This is a genomic window from Nitrospirillum bahiense, assembly GCF_007828025.1.
Lineage (GTDB): Bacteria > Pseudomonadota > Alphaproteobacteria > Azospirillales > Azospirillaceae > Nitrospirillum > Nitrospirillum amazonense.
On sequence record NZ_VITO01000005.1, the window covers coordinates 62,526 to 78,260 of the forward strand.

Annotated in this window: 15 protein-coding genes; 14 read left to right on the top strand and 1 reads right to left on the bottom strand. The window is 67.8% G+C overall.

Annotated elements, in window-relative coordinates; translation table 11 throughout:
- Nucleotides 1-64 precede the first annotated feature (64 nt).
- Nucleotides 65-856, top strand: coding sequence for a transcriptional repressor AgaR (gene agaR, locus FBZ88_RS08750; RefSeq protein WP_145616466.1), 792 nt, complete (start codon nt 65-67; stop codon nt 854-856).
- Nucleotides 857-956: 100 nt separating this feature from the next.
- Nucleotides 957-3,047 (top strand): glycoside hydrolase family 36 protein, encoded by a 2,091-nt coding sequence (locus FBZ88_RS08755; protein WP_145616467.1) that lies wholly within the window; start codon nt 957-959, stop codon nt 3,045-3,047.
- 90 nt (nt 3,048-3,137) lie between these two features.
- Here the strand turns inward: FBZ88_RS08755 and FBZ88_RS08760 are convergent, their stop codons facing one another.
- On the bottom strand, nt 3,138-4,007 hold the full coding sequence (locus FBZ88_RS08760; protein WP_145616468.1) for an SDR family oxidoreductase: 870 nt from the start codon (nt 4,005-4,007) through the stop codon (nt 3,138-3,140).
- 251 nt (nt 4,008-4,258) lie between these two features.
- Here FBZ88_RS08760 and FBZ88_RS08765 point away from each other — a divergent pair, with 251 nt between their 5' ends.
- The 12 genes from FBZ88_RS08765 (at nt 4,259) to FBZ88_RS08820 (ending at nt 15,527) form a co-directional block, all read left to right on the top strand.
- Nucleotides 4,259-4,459: a hypothetical protein gene (locus tag FBZ88_RS08765; RefSeq protein ID WP_040847944.1), complete on the top strand. Its 201-nt coding sequence runs from the start codon at nt 4,259-4,261 to the stop codon at nt 4,457-4,459.
- Between the two features lie 136 nt (nt 4,460-4,595).
- On the top strand, nt 4,596-5,288 hold the full coding sequence (locus tag FBZ88_RS08770) for a response regulator transcription factor (protein WP_145616469.1): 693 nt from the start codon (nt 4,596-4,598) through the stop codon (nt 5,286-5,288).
- 20 nt (nt 5,289-5,308) lie between these two features.
- Nucleotides 5,309-6,436, top strand: coding sequence for a hypothetical protein (locus FBZ88_RS08775; RefSeq protein WP_145616470.1), 1,128 nt, complete (start codon nt 5,309-5,311; stop codon nt 6,434-6,436).
- The gene (locus tag FBZ88_RS08780) at nt 6,436-6,897 is read left to right on the top strand and encodes a hypothetical protein (protein ID WP_145616471.1); all 462 of its coding nucleotides are present in this window, start codon (nt 6,436-6,438) and stop codon (nt 6,895-6,897) included. The genes FBZ88_RS08775 and FBZ88_RS08780 overlap by 1 nt, the downstream gene beginning before the upstream one ends.
- Nucleotides 6,894-8,702 carry an ATP-binding protein gene (locus FBZ88_RS08785; protein ID WP_145616472.1) on the top strand — a complete coding sequence of 603 codons (1,809 nt, stop codon included), beginning with the start codon at nt 6,894-6,896 and terminating at the stop codon, nt 8,700-8,702. Before FBZ88_RS08780 ends, FBZ88_RS08785 begins: the two co-directional genes overlap by 4 nt.
- A 117-nt stretch (nt 8,703-8,819) precedes the next feature.
- The gene (locus FBZ88_RS08790) at nt 8,820-9,479 is read left to right on the top strand and encodes a thermostable hemolysin (protein WP_145616473.1); all 660 of its coding nucleotides are present in this window, start codon (nt 8,820-8,822) and stop codon (nt 9,477-9,479) included.
- Entirely contained in the window at nt 9,472-11,007 is a 1,536-nt protein-coding gene (locus tag FBZ88_RS08795) for an AMP-binding protein (protein WP_145616474.1), read from the top strand. Before FBZ88_RS08790 ends, FBZ88_RS08795 begins: the two co-directional genes overlap by 8 nt.
- A gap of 18 nt (nt 11,008-11,025) precedes the next feature.
- Nucleotides 11,026-11,724: an iron-containing redox enzyme family protein gene (locus FBZ88_RS08800; protein WP_211102578.1), complete on the top strand. Its 699-nt coding sequence runs from the start codon at nt 11,026-11,028 to the stop codon at nt 11,722-11,724.
- Nucleotides 11,714-12,577, top strand: coding sequence for an SDR family NAD(P)-dependent oxidoreductase (locus tag FBZ88_RS08805; RefSeq protein ID WP_145616475.1), 864 nt, complete (start codon nt 11,714-11,716; stop codon nt 12,575-12,577). Before FBZ88_RS08800 ends, FBZ88_RS08805 begins: the two co-directional genes overlap by 11 nt.
- 76 nt (nt 12,578-12,653) lie before the next feature.
- Nucleotides 12,654-13,391 (top strand): tetratricopeptide repeat protein, encoded by a 738-nt coding sequence (locus FBZ88_RS08810; RefSeq protein ID WP_211102579.1) that lies wholly within the window; start codon nt 12,654-12,656, stop codon nt 13,389-13,391.
- Nucleotides 13,391-14,089 carry a class I SAM-dependent methyltransferase gene (locus tag FBZ88_RS08815; protein WP_145616476.1) on the top strand — a complete coding sequence of 233 codons (699 nt, stop codon included), beginning with the start codon at nt 13,391-13,393 and terminating at the stop codon, nt 14,087-14,089. The genes FBZ88_RS08810 and FBZ88_RS08815 overlap by 1 nt, the downstream gene beginning before the upstream one ends.
- 280 nt (nt 14,090-14,369) lie before the next feature.
- Nucleotides 14,370-15,527, top strand: a complete 1,158-nt coding sequence (locus tag FBZ88_RS08820; protein ID WP_145616477.1) for a porin — start codon at nt 14,370-14,372, stop codon at nt 15,525-15,527.
- Nucleotides 15,528-15,735 lie beyond the last annotated feature (208 nt).

Here is a 15,735-nt window from a genome sequence, read left to right on the forward strand (position 1 = left end):
TTTCCAATTGACGCGCCTGGGCAAGTGCCGCACTCGTAGGCGTCCAAGGCCAGGAAAACGAAAGATGAGCATCAAGCGCGATACCAGCGAGCGGCGCAGCCAGATCAGCGCCATGGTGCGCCAGCACGGCAGCGTCCAGGTGGCGGACCTGGCCAAAAGGTTCCGCGTTTCGATGCAGACCATCCGCAAGGATTTGCACTTCCTGACGGAGCATGGCGTCATGGCGCGCTCTTATGGCGGCGCCATCGCCTCCGACGTGGTCGGCTCAGCGACGACGGCCGCCATTGAATCCCCGGTCGCGGCCAAGCTGGAACTGCAGCACGCGGAGAAGGAGCGCATCGGCCGCTACGCCGCCAGCCTGATCAACCCCGGCGAGTCCATCGTGCTGGATTCCGGCACCACCACCCTGCAAATCGCCCGTTTCCTGCCGGATATCGAAGACCTGACCGTCGTCACCAACGACCTCAACATCGTGACCGAGCTGGCCGGCAAGAGCCATATCCGCGTAGTGCTGATCGGTGGGGAACTGCGGCGCAAGAACATGGCGTTCTACAGCGCCCAGACAGTGGCGGCGCTGAGCGAACTGGCGGTCGACAAGCTGTTCCTGGGCGTCGACGGCATCGACATCGACCGGGGTGTCACCACCCATCACGAGGCCGAGGCCATCCTGAACCGCAAGATGGCCGACGTGGCGCGCCAGACCATCGCCGTCACCGACAGTTCGAAATTCGGCCGGGTCTGCCTGCATCGCATCATCGGCGTGGGCGAGATCGACATGCTGATCACCGACGAGGCGGCACCCGATACCATCGCCACCGCCTGCCGGTCGCTAGGCGTGGATTTGCGGCGGGTATAGCGACGCAAGTTTCGTTTTATTGCGATATTCATATTGAATTTCGATTTCGTTCGCCATAGCTTTGGCAAACGAACGACATCGACAATCGTCTGGACTCGCCATGAAGCAGCCCTCCTCGCGCCGCGCCTTTCTCAAGATGACGACGAGCCTGGCGCTCACAGCACCCATGGCCACGCCGATGCGGGCGCTGGCGGCGCCGGGGAGGGTGGTGGTTTTCGCGGATGACCGGCTGCGCATCGAATTCGACAATCAGATGCGATCGCGCATCGCCCTGGTGACGGAGGGCAAGCCGCTGTGGCTGACCGGTTTCGACGCCGGCGAAACCCTGTCCCTGGTCGGTGGCCACGACGCCGTGTTGTTCGAGCTGCGCGAAACAACCTCGCAGGCCATCAACGACCGCCATGGCCCCGGCCGCCAGGTGCGCCTGACCGGCCTGTCCGGGCAGGGCATCGAAAAGACCCTGACCCTGCGCCAGTACGCGCGCTACCCCGGCGTGGCGTTCATGCAGGTCTCTTACCGCAACATCACCGCGAAGGCCGTGGCGGCGACCGGCTGGCGCAATGGCGCGCATCGTCTGTTGCCGCCGGGGCTGCCACCGGGCGATCCGGCCCCCGCCTTCTGGTCCTATTCCGGTGGCACCTATGCCGACCGGCGCGACTGGCTGCAACCGGTGAAGGCAGGTTTCGCCCAGGACAATTACCTGGGCATGTCGTCCTCGGACTACGGCGGCGGCCCGCCGATCGCCGACCTGTGGCGGCGCGAGGGCGGCCTGGCCGTGGGCCATCTGGCGCCGGTGCCGGAACTGGTGTCGCTGCCGGTCAGCGAGGACAAGGGCGGCGCGCGCCTGGCCCTGACCGCCGAGCGCGATGTCGTGCTGGCGCCCGGCGGGACGTTCGACACGCTGGAGACGCTTCTGGCCGTGCATGCGGGCGATTACTTCGCGGCGCTCGACGCCTACCGCCGCATCGCCGCCGATCGGGGCGTGCGGCCACCGCAACCCTCCGCCGCCTCTTTCGAACCCATCTGGTGCGCCTGGGGCTATGAGCGGTCGTGCACGCCGGAGCTGATCGAGGCCACCTTGCCCAAGGCCAAGGAATTGGGGCTGGACTGGGCGGTGATCGATGACGGCTGGCAGAAAGCGATCGGGGATTGGGTGGTCGACCCCGCCAAATACCCGGGGCGCGAGGCCGATTTCCTGAAACTGGTGGGCAGCATCCGTCAGGGCGGCCTCAAGCCGCGCCTGTGGTATGCGCCGCTGGCGGCGGCGCCCGGCAGCGACCTGCTGCACGACCATACCGACATGCTGCTGCTGTCCAAGGAGGGCGCGCCCCAGCTGGTCACCTGGTGGAACAGCTTCTACCTGTGCCCGGCCTATGAGCCGACCCGCGCCCACACCGTGGCGCTGGTGAGGAAGTTCCTCGGCGACTGGGGATTCAAGGGGTTGAAGATCGACGGGCAGCACCTGAACGGCGTGGCCCCCTGTTACAACCCTGCGCACAACCATGCCCGGCCCGAGGAGTCGGTCGAGGCCTTGCCCGGCTTCTTCCGCGCGATCTACGAAGCGGCGATGGCCATCGACAAGGACAACATCGTCGAACTGTGCCCCTGCGGCACCGCCTACAGCGTCTACGACTTCCCCTACGTCAACCAGGTGCCGGCCTCGGACCCTGAGTCCTCGTGGCAGGTGCGGTTGAAGGGCAAGACGCTGAAGGCGCTGATGGGCCCGTCGGCGCCCTTCGCCGGCGACCATGTCGAGTTGTCCGACGGTGGCGACGACTTCGCCTCCACCGTCGGAATCGGCGGGATCGTCTCGACCAAGTTCACCTGGCCGGTCGACCCCAAGCCCAAGGATTCCTTCCTGCTGACGCCGGAGCGCGAGGCCCACTGGAAGAAATGGATTGGGCTTTACCGCGACAAGCGGCTCGCCGAGGGCCTCTATCGCGGCGACGTCTACGATATCGGCTTCGACAAGCCGGAAGGCCACCTGGTGGAAAGCGGCGGGCGCTATTACTACGCCTTTTACGCGCCACACTGGAGCGGCCCCCTGACCCTGCGCGGGCTGCCGGCCGGGGGCCGCTTCCGGGTGCGTGACTATGTCGAGGAGCGCGACCTTGGCCTGGTGCCGTCGGCCCATCCGGTACTGACGGTCAGCTTCGAGAAATCGCTGCTGCTGGAGGTGTCGCCGGCGTGAGCATGGGGCATTCATTCTCCGCTGATGCGTTGCTTTCAAGGCGCGCCCTGGGCCGGTAGCCCGGGGCGCGCCTTTGAGCGAAGTTTCGGTTCAGGCCGAGGGTACGATCCCACGCGCGACGTCGCGGTAGGAATGCAGCGGACGACCCAGGATGCCGGTCAGCCGTTCGACATCGCCGGCTTCGGGGATCATGCCGTCGCTGACATAGCGCTCGGCCATCAGGCACATCTCGTAGGCCATCCACGTCGGCATGAAGCTGGCCATGGTGCGCTCGAAGCCGCTGGGGTCGTCACCACCATAAGCGACCGGCCGCCCCAGGATGTCCGACCAGATCGCCGCCACGTCAGTACCGGTCAGCGTATCGGGGCCCACCAGGTTGATGGTTTCGACCGGCAAATCGGCTGCCCCCTGCCGGCGGCGGATCAGCTCGATGGCGGCGACCTCGGCGATGTCGCGGGCGTCGACCATGGCGACACCCTTGCCGCCGATCGGCATGGGATAGACGCCATGATTGATGATGACGTCCTTGATCATCAGTTCATTGTCGATGAAGTAGGTGGGCCGCAAGATGGTAGCGCTGAAGCCCATCTGTTCGATCATGCGCTCGGCGCCCAGCTTTACCGCGAAGTGAGGCACGTTCACGAAGCGGTCGGCGTGGATCACCGACAGGTAGACCAGCCGCTGCACGCCCGCCTCACGGGCGATGTTGAGGGTGATGATCGCCTGCGTGAATTCATCGCCGGTGACTGCGTTCAGCAGGAACAGCGTGTCCACGCCGGCGAAGGCGGCACGCAGGGCGTCGATGTCCAGCAGATCGCCCTGCGCCACCTCCACACCGGCCGGGAAGTCGGCCTTGGACGGGTCACGGGTCAGCACCCGGACAGGGGCGCCGCGTTTGACGAGCTGGTCGACGACATGGCGGCCGACGCGGCCGGTGGCGCCAGTAACAAGGATGGTCATGGGGATCACTCCAGGTTGGGGTCAGAAGACACCCCTGTAAATGACCGATCCAAATTCCACTCAATAGACGCCGATTTTGGACATACCGTCCCGCTGATAAGACAGTCAGCCGAAGCCTGCGGTGCGTCCGATCAGCCGCAATTCCGCAGGACTCGACAAAACTCCACAATTGGTCTCCAGGCCGCAGGGTATATTGCCCTCGAAAGCGACAACGCACCCGAACCGACCAACACTTCCGTGGAGTTACGATCATGAGCATTTCTTCCATTGGCGGGTACGCCAGTTCCGTCGCCGCCCTGTACCGCCCCGCCGCCCCCGCCGCGACGACCGACACCACCGCCAGCCAGGCCGCCCCGCAGCAGCCCGCCACCCTGGATCGGGATGGCGACGGCGACGTGGACACGGGCGCCGTCGACAAGGACCGGGGCAACAACATCAATATCAAGGCTTGATCGCGTCCGCGTCGCGGGCGGCGGCACATCCCTTTCAGAGACGCCCCTGTCGCCGCCCACGCCGCGCCCAACCCAATATTCGCCCCCACCATGGGTCGGCAGTCGACTTGGCTGCCCTGTTCGCCAATAATCAGGCATGGATCGAATACTGCTCGTTGACGATGATGTCGCGCTTGTGGACATGCTGCGCGAGTATCTGGAACAGGACGGGTTCGCCGTCGACGCGGCCCATGACGGCGCCGCATGCTTCGACCATGCGCCGGAGGAATTGGACCTGATCGTGCTGGACGTCATGCTGCCCAAGCTATCGGGTTTCGATGTCCTGAAACGCCTTCGCCAACGATCCGACGTGCCCGTCATCATGCTGACGGCCCGCGATGACGACGTTGACCGCATCGTCGGTTTCGAAATCGGCGCGGATGACTACGTGCCAAAGCCCGTCAATCCGCGCGAACTGGTGAGCCGAATTCGCGCTGTCCTGCGCCGCGTCAACGGCGGGGCCAACAAGGCGCCGGCGGACCTGCAGGTGGGCAGCGTCCGGCTGAACCCGACCGCCCGCGTCGCCTGGAACGGGGAATGGCGGCTGGACCTGACCTCGGCGGAATTCAGCCTTCTGGAACACCTGCTGCGCGGGGCGGGCCGCATCATTTCCCGGGACGAGCTTTCGGCGGCAGCGTTCGGCCGACATCACGCGGCCGGCGCCGACCGCAACGTCGACACGCTGGTGAGCAAGGTCCGGCGTAAACTCGACGCCACCGCCGTCGATGGTGAGCAGCCCATCAAGACCATCCGCAATGTCGGCTATCTTTACGCCCTGCCCCCATCGTGACGGGGTGGGGATCCGTTCCGATGGCCATGACCTTCCGGCACCTTTCCCGTCTTGCGCGGGCCACCAGGCTGTCCAGCGCCATCGTGGTCGCCGCCCTGGCGGCCGGCACTGCCCGGGCGCAAGACGCCGAACCGGCGGACAGCTATGTGCCGGGCCAAGGGTTCAACGTCGGCCCGGTCAACCTGGCGGGCTATTCCAGCCTGGTCGCGAGCCTGCCCGACCAAGGCCGCAAGACCCTGAGCCTTGAGGATCTCAGCCTCTACGCCAGCGCGCATGTCGGCATCTTCGTCAACCCCTTCATGGAAGCCGAACTGACGGGGCTCAACCTCCTGCCTTGGGCGAAGGGGAATGACGGCGGCGATGGCGGAAAGGGTCATGGCTATGTCGTGCTGGAGCGTCTTTACGACGACGTCCAGTTGCCGGACGGCTTCACCATACGGTTCGGCAAGATGCTGGCGCCGGTCGGCGACTGGAACCAAATCCACGCGGCCCCGCTGGTCCTGTCAACGGTCCGGCCGGCGGCGACCTACCGCGGCTTCAGCCAATACGCCACCGGCCTGTCGGTTCTGTATAACGATCCCGAGGCCCATTGGCCGGATGTCCAGGTCTACTGGCAGCCCATGGACGAATTCTCCGCGCGGCCGGACAGCATCGTCGATGATCATTACCGCCTGGTCGAAGGCCTGCACGTCAGCTTTCCCCTGGCCCTGCTGGACAAGGTGGGATTTTCGGTCCAGCGCACCATCGACCGGCTGGGGGTGGAGCAGCACCTGGCGGGCGTCGACTTCCGGTATACGATGGGCCCAGTGACACTGCAGGGTGAAGGGGTGGTGTCGTCCCTTTCCCAGCCGGCTGGCGTACAGACGCCGCGCAGCCTGGAGTGGAGCGCGTACGTGGCGCCGTCCTACGCCTTCGATGACCGGTGGTCCATTTACGGCTGGTACGAGATTTATGATGGGCGCGGCACCGCGTCCGCCAGCGCCGGGCAGGCCGTCCCTGCGAGCGACGGAACGGCCCAGGACGTCCTGGCCGGCTTCGCCTTCCGGCCGCAGCCGGCCATGGTCTTCAGGCTGGAATATCTGCTGAACGTCGGTGGGCCGCCGGTCAACCCCACCGGATTGTTCGCCTCCTGGTCCGTGCTGTTCTGATGCGGCGGCGGCGGCCCCTGCTGGCGGTTCTGATAGGGTTGTTCCTGTCGGACATGGCGCGGGCAGAGGACATCCTGGTGGTGGCCAATCCGTCGGTAACCCTGGGCCACCCGCTGAACTCCGGCGATGTCGCCGCGATCTACCTGCTGCGCCTGACCTTGTGGCCCGACGGGAACGCGATCATCCCCGTGAACCGCGAAATCTCCAGCGATGTCCGCGCCCGTTTCACCGCCGGTGTCCTGCACCAGGACAACGCCAGCCTGATCGTTTATTGGAACGAGATGCACTTCAAGGGCAAGGCACCGCCGGTGGTCCAGGAATCCGAACAGGCGCTGCTCACCTTCATTCGGCGGGTGCCGGGCTCGGTCGGGTACGTCAGCGGCGGCGGCGGGGTGCCGGAGGGTGTCGTGGTCCTGGCCAGGTTGCCCGTCGCGGCCGGTTCCGGTGGGGGCGGCCCATGAAGGCCACCATCGGCAGTTCCATCGGACGCAAGATCGTCGGCGCGCTGTTGGCGATATACCTGCTGACCTATGGGCTGACGGCGGCGGTGGTGTACACCGGCGTTCACCGGTCGCTGCTGGATTCCGCCGAGGGCGGCCTGGCCCAGGTGGCGGACCTGAAATACCAGCGTCTATGCAACCGGATGGACGAGCTGGCGACGGACCTGACCGCCTGGGCCCAGCTGGAGGTGATGAACGACCTGGTGTCCGGCGACGTTGACCGGCGGATCGGAACGACGCTGGAGGCGCTGCAGCGCCTGTACGGGCTGGCGGGTGGGATTTACGCCTTCGATGCCGGCGGCACCCTGATCGCCGATGCCGATGGCGACGACGGCGCCCCGCCGCGCGGCACCCGCCTTCCGGCGGCCTGGACCGTGACGGCCCACGGCGTCACCTTCTTCGACAAGCATCGGAACCCGCTGGGTGGCGGGGACGTCGTCGCCCTGGCCATTCCCATCTTCGGCAGCTTCGCCCCGGATTATCGCGTGGGCACCCTGGTCATCGCCCTGCCATGGACCATGGTCGAGACGCTGTTGAGCGGGGTGGAGCCCCGCACGGTGCTGGTCCGCCGGCCTCCCCATCCCGCCGTCCTGTCCAGCGCGGCCGATCCCGATATGGACAGGGAAAGCCACATCACCGGCCGTTCCGTGCAGCGGGACGGCCTGCTGCGATCCTGGCAGGTGGTGGTTTCGCAGCCGATGTCGGTCGTGACGCGGCCCTTGCGCCGGGTCGCGCTGGAACTGGCCCTGCTGGGCATCCTGCTCGCGGCGCCCATCTTCGCCTTCGTGCGCTGGATGGGCCGGCGGCTGACGGCGCCCATCATGGAACTGACCCGGGCGGTGCGGGTCATCGCCGACACGGACCAGCTGGACATCCAGGTACCGGTCACCAGCCAGGATGAACTCGGCTTCCTAGCCCGCTCGTTCAACCGCATGACGGCCAGCCTGCGCAACGCCCGGGCGGAGCGCGACCGCAGCATGCGCGACCTGGAACACCTGAACCTGACATTGGAGGGCAAGGTGGCGGACCGCACAGCCGCGCTGGAGGCCGCCGTGACCGCCCAGCGGCGGCTGATCAGCGACATCTCCCATGAGATCAAGTCGCCGCTGGCCCGGCTCAGCATGGCGTTGGGCCTGGCCCGGCGCCAAGTGGAACCGCAGGCCCCCCGCCACTTCGACCGGATGGAGCGGGAGATCGCGGCCGTCGCCGCCCTGGCCTCGGAACTGCTGACCCTGGCCCGGCTTGAAGGGGCGGCGGCGGGGTTGCAGCGGGCCCCGGTGGACCTGCCGGACCTGCTGCGCGCCATCATCGCCGATGCCGCCTATGAACGGCCCGACCGGCAGCGCGACCTGGCCCTGGTCGTGGCGCCGGATTTGCCGGACGGCGGCATTCTTCCCGGCAACGCCGACCTGCTGCGCCGCGCCATCGAGAACGTCATCCGCAACGCGTTGTTCTATACGACGGCAGGGGTGCAGGTGACCGTGACCCTGGCGGCACCGGCGGCGAACGCCCCGCCTGGCCTGAGCCTGACCGTGGCCGACAGGGGCCCGGGGGTATCCGACGACGCCATCGGGCAGCTGTTCGATCCGTTCTACCGCGCGGATCCGGCCCGGGCCCGCGACACCGGCGGCACCGGCATAGGCCTGACCATCTGCAAACGGGTGGTGGAACTGCATGGCGGAACGGTAAGGGCGACACACAACCATCCCACCGGTCTGGTGGTCGAAATCACCCTGCCCGCCGCGCCGGACACGCCGCAGAACTGAAAATAACCGGTGGGCAAGTCCACACAACTCCACGACGCGCGGCCCTAGCATGGGACCCATCGCTTCACCGCCCCGACGGCGGCCGAGGCGCGGTTCCACCAGCGAAGGCGCGGCCCCATGAATGCGAACCCCCATCCCCGCCCCGTCCCGACGGAAGACGCCTGCAGGTCCGTGTCGGCCCAGGCGAGGCTTACCGACATCGTGGTCCTGTCCGCCGGTCATCCATCCCGGCCCGCCGTTGAGCAGCTGGTCCGCGAAACCTATGCCCAGGCTTATGGCGCGCGCATAGGCCGCTTTCCCCGCCTGATGATGGCGGCGTTCGATCAGCACGGGAACCCCGCCTGTGCCGCAGGCGTGCGCACCACCGCCGATGGCTTCTTTTCCGAAGCCTATCTTGACCAGCCCATAGAGCGCATCCTTGGCCAGAGGAGCGGGCGCCATGTGCACCGCGCGCGGGTGTTTGAGATCACCACCCTGGTCAGCCGCCGCGCCGACCTGTCCGCCGGCTTTTTCCACAGCCTGGCCTGCCGAGGGGCCCTTGACGGATACGACTGGTGCTTTTTCACGGCCACGGCGCGCCTGCGCCAGTTGTTGGCGCGCCTTTATCCGCCCCTGCTGGTCCTGGCCCAGGCGGACCCCGCCCGCCAAGCCGATGCCGCCGCCTGGGGGCGTTACTATGAAAGCGCCCCGGCCGTGTGCGCGGCGGACGACTGGCCGTTCCTGAGCCCCGGGCCGACGCGAACGGCGGAAGCGGCTGCGGGGGCGGCGCATGCATGAGATCCTGCGCGCCATCCGCCGGCACGCCGCCGTCACCCCCCACCGGCCGGCGGTCACCGACGGCATCTCGTCCCTTGATTATGCGCAATTGGCGGCCCGCGTCGCGGGCGCGGCGCATGCCCTGACGGCGCTGGGGGGATCCGGCCCGCGCCCTGTGGTGGGCATCCTGGGCGCCAACCGTGTCGAATGGGTCGTGGCCCAGCTGGCCATTTGGCAGGCGGGCTACACCGCCGTCCCGCTGCCGCCCTTTTTCTCAGCCGCCCAGTGCCGGCACATCGCCGCCGACGCCGGCATCACCCATATCATCCACACACCCGACGCGGATCCGGGACCAGGCGCCCCCTTGGACCTGCCCGTCCAACCCGTCCCGGCCGCGACCGCGGCCACCGCGACCCTGGACCTCGCCGGGACGGCGCGGCAGGTCATTTACACCTCGGGCAGCACGGGCACGCCGAAGGGCGTGCTGCTGGAGGGACGCCAGCTGTCATGGAGCACCCTGGCGCTGGCCCAGGCCATCGACGCGCGACCCGACGACCACTACCTCAGCCTTCTGCCCCTGGCGCTGTTGCTGGAGACCCTCTGCGCCATCACCATGCCGCTCAGCGCCGGCGCGCGGGTGACCCTGATGCCCGGGCTCACGGACCGCATGGGCGGCCCGGCCCCCCTGCCGCTCACCGACGCCATCACCGCCGCCGCCCCGACCTGCCTGATGCTGGTGCCCCAGCTTCTGGCCGCCTGGGTGACGGAGCTGGAGCGGACGGGCGGCATGGCTCCGCCGGGCCTGCGCCTGGTGGCCGTGGGCGGGGCGGCCGTTCCCCCCGCCCTGGCCGAGAGGGCCTGGACCCTGGGCATTCCCGTGCACGAAGGCTATGGCCTGTCCGAGTGCTGCTCGGTCGTGGCCTTGAACCGGCCCGGCCAGCGGCGGCCTGGCACGGTGGGCCGGCCCCTGCCCGGCCTGCGCGTGACCCTCGACGGGGGGGAAATCGTGGTCACCGGCCCGTCGGTCATGTCGGGATACCTGGGGATGACGCCGGCAAATGAGCCTGCCGGCCCGGCGACCTGGCGCACCGGCGACCTGGGGACCTTCGATGACGACGGTCACCTGACGGTCCATGGACGGCGGGACGCCCTGATCGTGACGCCCGGGGGGCGCAACATCAGCCCGGAATGGGTGGAGGCGCATTTCCTGAACGACCCCCGCCTATCGCACTGCCTGCTCAGCGATGGCGGAATGGACGGGCTGGCGATGCTGCTGGTTCCGGCGCCGGCGGCGGAATCATGGTTCGAGGCCGCCGGAAACGACGCCATCGCCGCCTTGGCATCAACCGCCGCCGCCGGCCTGCCTGCCTATGCCCGGCCCCGCCGGCATCACGTGGCACCACTGCGCGACCTGGCGGCGCGCGGCCTGCTCACCGCCAACGGACGGCTGCGCCGCCGGGAAACCACGGCGGCCTACCACCCGCAGCTCCATCCACCGGCCATGCCGGCGATCCCGACCCCGCTGGACCATTCGACCACCGACCATTGACCATTGACGGAGGCCCCCTTGCCCGACACCTCAGCAACACCGTATCAGCGCCTGCTCGCGCAGACCGCCCAAGCCCGTGGCGCCTTCCTGTCCATCCCCGTGCTGAGCATGGCGATGGATGGGGCCGTACCGCTGCCGCTCTATCGCGATTTCCTGGCGCAGGCCTACCACCATGTGCGCCACACCTGCCGGCTGCTGGCCCTGGCGGCGGCCCGGACGGACGACGAGGATTACCGGGCCGCGCTGTTCGACTACATCACCGAGGAACAGGGGCACGAACAGTGGATCCTGGACGACATCGACGCGGCGGGCGGTGATGCCGCGCAGGTGGCCGCATCCGTGCCGGGCCAGGCCTGCCGCGTCATGCTGGCCTATGTCTACGACGCCATAGACCGCGTCAGCCCCTACGCCCTGCTGGGCATGGTCCATGTCCTAGAGGGCATGTCGACGCTGCTGGCCTCCCGCGCGGCCGACGCCCTGCAGCGGGCCTACCGGACCGACGGCACCTCCGGCTTCCGCTACCTGACATCCCACGGGGCGCTGGATAAGGAGCATGTGGCCTTCTTCCAACAGCTGGTCGACGGTTTGCGCGCCCCGGAGGCGCTGCCGGTCATCGCCGACACGGCGAACATGGTCTATCGCCTCTATGGCGACATCTTCCGCGACCTGAGCCGGGGCTTGGACGTCGCGCAAGGAGGTGCCTGCCATGCCGCATGACTCCGCTTCAAGCGGCATGACCGCGCTGATCACCGGCGCAGGCTCAGGCATAGGCCAGGCGCTGGCCGTCGAGGCGTCGCGGCGGGGGTTGGGGCTGGTTCTGGTTGGACGGCGGCGCCCGCCGCTGGACGCCACCAAGGCGTTGTTGCGACCCGGCACGCGGTGCCTTGTCCTGCCGGCCGACGTGACCCTGGCCGAGGATCGCGAGGCCTTGGTCGACGCCGTGCGGGACCATACCGGCGGCCTGGACTTTCTGGTGAACAACGCCGGCCTGGTATGGGCGGGGGCCTTGTCGACCCTGGACGACCGCACGCTGACCGCGCTGGTGGCCACCAACCTGGTGGCGCCGCTGGCCCTCACGCGGGACTTCCTTCCGCTGCTGTCCGCCGCGGCCGGGCGGGTGGTCAACATCGGTTCCCTGCTGGGGGATATTCCCTATCCCCTGTTTGCCGGCTATTGCGCCTCCAAGTATGGCTTGCGCGGCCTGTCCGACGCCTTGCGGCGGGAATTGCGCTGCCAGGGCGTGGGCGTGACCTATGCCGCGCCGCGGGGCGCCCGCACCCCGGCGACGGAGGCTCTTGAACCGCTCCTGGCCCTGCTGGACATGCCGACGGACCCACCGGCGGCCATCGCGAGACGGATATGGGCGGCGGCACTGGCCGGTGCCGACACCGCCTATCCCGCCGGCCCGGAACGCCTGTTCGTCCTGCTCCAGCGCCTATTCCCCCGCCTGGTCGATGCCGCGGTGCGGCGCCAATTGCGGCGCGGTCCCCTGGACGCGCTGATGCCACCGCCGGCGCCGCAGACCGGCCGGCGCGCCGGCGCCCGCGTCGATTGCCTTCCCCTGGTCTAAGCTTTTGTTTCGTCGTGCGATTGCGCTTCGGATAAGCCCATCCGAGGCGATCGAGCTCTGAAAGGAACCGCCGCCCATGGATCATCCCCTCACGCCCAGGGCGCGCCGATTGGCCCTCGCCATGACGGTCGCCCTCCTTCCCCTGTCGGTACCGGCGGCAGGGCATGCGTCGCCGGTGGAAAGCGAGGCCATCGCCCACACGGTCGCGACCGATGCCACGCCCTCCGGGATGCTGACCGCCCTGGCCGACGTGGAACGGGAATGGTCCCACATCTCGTTCGAGGTGACGGATCACGACGCCCGCGTGCAAGCCATGACGGCACTGGCCGACCAGGCGGGCCAACTGGCATCGCAATATCCCGGCCATGCCGAACCTCTGATCTGGCAAGCCCTGACCCTGGCCAGTCTGGCCGGCTTGAAGGGTGGCATGGGCGCGCTTTCCCTGGCCCGCGAGGCCCGCACGCTGCTGGAGACGGCCGGGCGCCTGGACTATCGCGCGGTGGGGGGTGCCGTGCCCACCAGCCTCGGCTCCCTCTATTACAAGGTACCTGGCTTTCCCCTGAGCTTCGGCGACGATGACAAGGCCCGCCGTTACCTGGAGGAAGGACTGGCGATCAATCCCGATGGCTTGGATGCCAACTACTTCTATGGCGACTTCCTGTTCGAACAGGGGGATTACCGCAAGGCGGCGGAAGTGCTGGCGCACGGCCTGGCCGTGCCGCCCACCCCCGACCGGCCCGTCTGGGACGCGGGACGGCGCGTCGAAATCCGCTCGCTGCTGAAGCGGGCGCAACAGAAACTGGCGGCCGGGTGATGGACGCCTTCAATCAGCTGGCGCGGCCGCCGGTCCGTTTCCGCGCGGCCTGGCATGCCCTGGGCAGCCAACTGCGCCATCCCACCGGCGTCCTGGGGCATTTGCTGGGCTTGGTCATGAACCGCCTGAACGCCCGTCCCAACCGGGTGGCGGTCGAGGCTTTGGCGCCCCGCCCCGGCGACACGGTCCTGGAACTGGGCTGCGGTCCGGGCCATGCGCTGGCCCTGGCTGTGAAAGCGGTGGGGCCAGCCGGCACCGTTCACGGCATCGACCAGTCGGCGGTGATGCTGCAACAGGCGGCCAAGCTCAACCGGCAGTCCCGACAGCAGGGACAGCTTCACCTTCATCTCGGCCGTTTTGATACGCTGCCGCTGCCGGCCGGCGCGGTCGACGGGATGCTGGCGGTCAACGTGGCCTATTTCTGGCAGAACGCGGCCGATGTCCTGCGGGAAACGCGTCGCGTGCTGCGCCCGGGCGGACGGCTGGTGGTTTACGTGACCGACGCGGCCACCATGCAGCGCTGGCCGTTCGCCGGGACCGGCACCCACCGCCTGTTCACGCCCCTGGACCTGCGGGCCATGCTGCTGGCGGGCGGCTTTCCCGGTGACAAGATCTCCATCCGATCCGTCCGGCTGGGGTATGGGATGACAGGCCTTGTCGCCATTGCCGAAAACCAGCCCTGCCGCCCGTTGCGATAGGTTGGCGCCGAATTATGGGCCATCATTTACGTGAAATCGAAAATCAAAGAAGGCAAGCCAGCAACAGAGAACAATTTATGAAATAGAGATTAAGTCCCGTGAGAATACCAGTTTTGCACAATGGTCTTTTATTTAAACCATCGCCAGCAAACAAAACATACGCAGTTTGACGTATTAGGATTTCGCTTTCCTGCCCCCATCCTGCCCCTGAAGCCGACGCCGGGACCTGAGTTCCCGGCACCGATAACGGCAACGGGACCTAAGGACGGGGGAGTACATCATGTCGGGCATCATCAACACGACGCAACGCCGCCTGCGCCTGGCGCTTCTGGCCACGACCCTCACCCTGCCCGCCCTGGCGGCGCAGGCGGGCGAGACCATTTCCGCCGGCGGCGACAAATCCATCACCGTGGGGCTGGGCGTGCGCGCCAGTTTCACCAGCGTGGAGGATGGGGCGCCGGACGGCACCTCGCGCTCCGCCGATTTCAACCTGGACAGCGTGCGCCTCTACATCAGCGGCCAGCTGACGCCCATGATCAAGGCGACCTTCAACACCGAACGCGACAGCGCCGGCCGGGTGGAGGTGCTGGACGGCTACGCCCAGTTCGAGCCGGCGGATGGCATCAACCTGTGGGTGGGCCGCATGCTGCCGCCCAGCGACCGTGCCAACCTGGACGGCCCCTATTATCTGAACACCTGGGCCTACCCCGGCACCGTGTCGCAGTACCCGGCCAAGTTCGCCGGCCGTGATGACGGCGCCACCGTCTGGGGCAAGCTGCTGGACAAGAAGCTGGTCTATTCCGTCGGTGCGTTCGAGGGGCACAACCGCATCACCGGCGCCAGCAACCAGTCCGACAACCTGCTGTACGCCGGCCGCGTCGCCTATAACTTCCTGGATGCCGAGCCCGACCCCGCCTACTACACCAGCAGCACCTATTACGGTTCCGTCGACGTGCTGACCCTGGCCTTCGCCGCCCAGTACCAGCAGGACGGCGTGGGCACGCTGGCCCGCCGAGGCGACTACACCGCCTGGAACGTGGACGGCCTGTTCGAGAAGAAGCTGGACGGCATCGGCGTGGTGACGCTGGAAGGCGCCTATTACCAGTACGACACCGGCGGCGTGGCCGACGTGCCCAGCAGCTTCGGCGGCGCCGGCCCCACCGACAATGTCGGCGGCCTGACCCAGGGCAAGGCCTATCTGGTGGGCGGCGCCTTTCTGATCCCGGCCAAGGTGGGCTGGGGCCAATTCCAGCCGACGGTGCGCTACCAGCATTTCGACGCCGACCTGACCGGCATCTCCACCAGCCAGACGGACCTGGGCGTCAACTACATCATCGACGGTCACAACGCCCGCATCAGCGCGGAATATGTCATCACCAGCACCACCGGCAAATCCGACGGCAACGCCGTGGTGCTGGGCGTGCAGCTGCAGTTCTGAGACATACCCATACGTCAAACGCCCCATGGGGTTCTCCCCGCCCCCGCCCCTATGCTGCCGGCGGCGGCTAGCCACCTTGCCCCCGGCTGAACCCCTTTCTTGGGGGGAAAGGGCTGAGGGGGCTTCCTTACAGCCCCGCGACCGGTAAAGTCGGTCGCGGGGCCGCCTCTTTGGGAAAGAAGCACGGGGAACGATGGGGGACAGCGGA

What these genes read in the sequence shown, in the direction of transcription:
- FBZ88_RS08765 (WP_040847944.1), top strand. Translation starts at nt 4,259, where the DNA reads ATGAGCATTTCTTCCATTGGCGGGTACGCCAGTTCCGTCGCCGCCCTG.
- agaR (WP_145616466.1), top strand. Translation starts at nt 65, where the DNA reads ATGAGCATCAAGCGCGATACCAGCGAGCGGCGCAGCCAGATCAGCGCC.
- FBZ88_RS08770 (WP_145616469.1), top strand. Translation starts at nt 4,596, where the DNA reads ATGGATCGAATACTGCTCGTTGACGATGATGTCGCGCTTGTGGACATG.
- FBZ88_RS08755 (WP_145616467.1), top strand. Translation starts at nt 957, where the DNA reads ATGAAGCAGCCCTCCTCGCGCCGCGCCTTTCTCAAGATGACGACGAGC.
- FBZ88_RS08775 (WP_145616470.1), top strand. Translation starts at nt 5,309, where the DNA reads ATGGCCATGACCTTCCGGCACCTTTCCCGTCTTGCGCGGGCCACCAGG.
- FBZ88_RS08795 (WP_145616474.1), top strand. Translation starts at nt 9,472, where the DNA reads ATGCATGAGATCCTGCGCGCCATCCGCCGGCACGCCGCCGTCACCCCC.
- FBZ88_RS08760 (WP_145616468.1), bottom strand. Translation starts at nt 4,007, where the DNA reads ATGACCATCCTTGTTACTGGCGCCACCGGCCGCGTCGGCCGCCATGTC.
- FBZ88_RS08810 (WP_211102579.1), top strand. Translation starts at nt 12,654, where the DNA reads ATGGATCATCCCCTCACGCCCAGGGCGCGCCGATTGGCCCTCGCCATG.
- FBZ88_RS08805 (WP_145616475.1), top strand. Translation starts at nt 11,714, where the DNA reads ATGCCGCATGACTCCGCTTCAAGCGGCATGACCGCGCTGATCACCGGC.
- FBZ88_RS08785 (WP_145616472.1), top strand. Translation starts at nt 6,894, where the DNA reads ATGAAGGCCACCATCGGCAGTTCCATCGGACGCAAGATCGTCGGCGCG.
- FBZ88_RS08815 (WP_145616476.1), top strand. Translation starts at nt 13,391, where the DNA reads ATGGACGCCTTCAATCAGCTGGCGCGGCCGCCGGTCCGTTTCCGCGCG.
- FBZ88_RS08820 (WP_145616477.1), top strand. Translation starts at nt 14,370, where the DNA reads ATGTCGGGCATCATCAACACGACGCAACGCCGCCTGCGCCTGGCGCTT.
- FBZ88_RS08790 (WP_145616473.1), top strand. Translation starts at nt 8,820, where the DNA reads ATGAATGCGAACCCCCATCCCCGCCCCGTCCCGACGGAAGACGCCTGC.
- FBZ88_RS08780 (WP_145616471.1), top strand. Translation starts at nt 6,436, where the DNA reads ATGCGGCGGCGGCGGCCCCTGCTGGCGGTTCTGATAGGGTTGTTCCTG.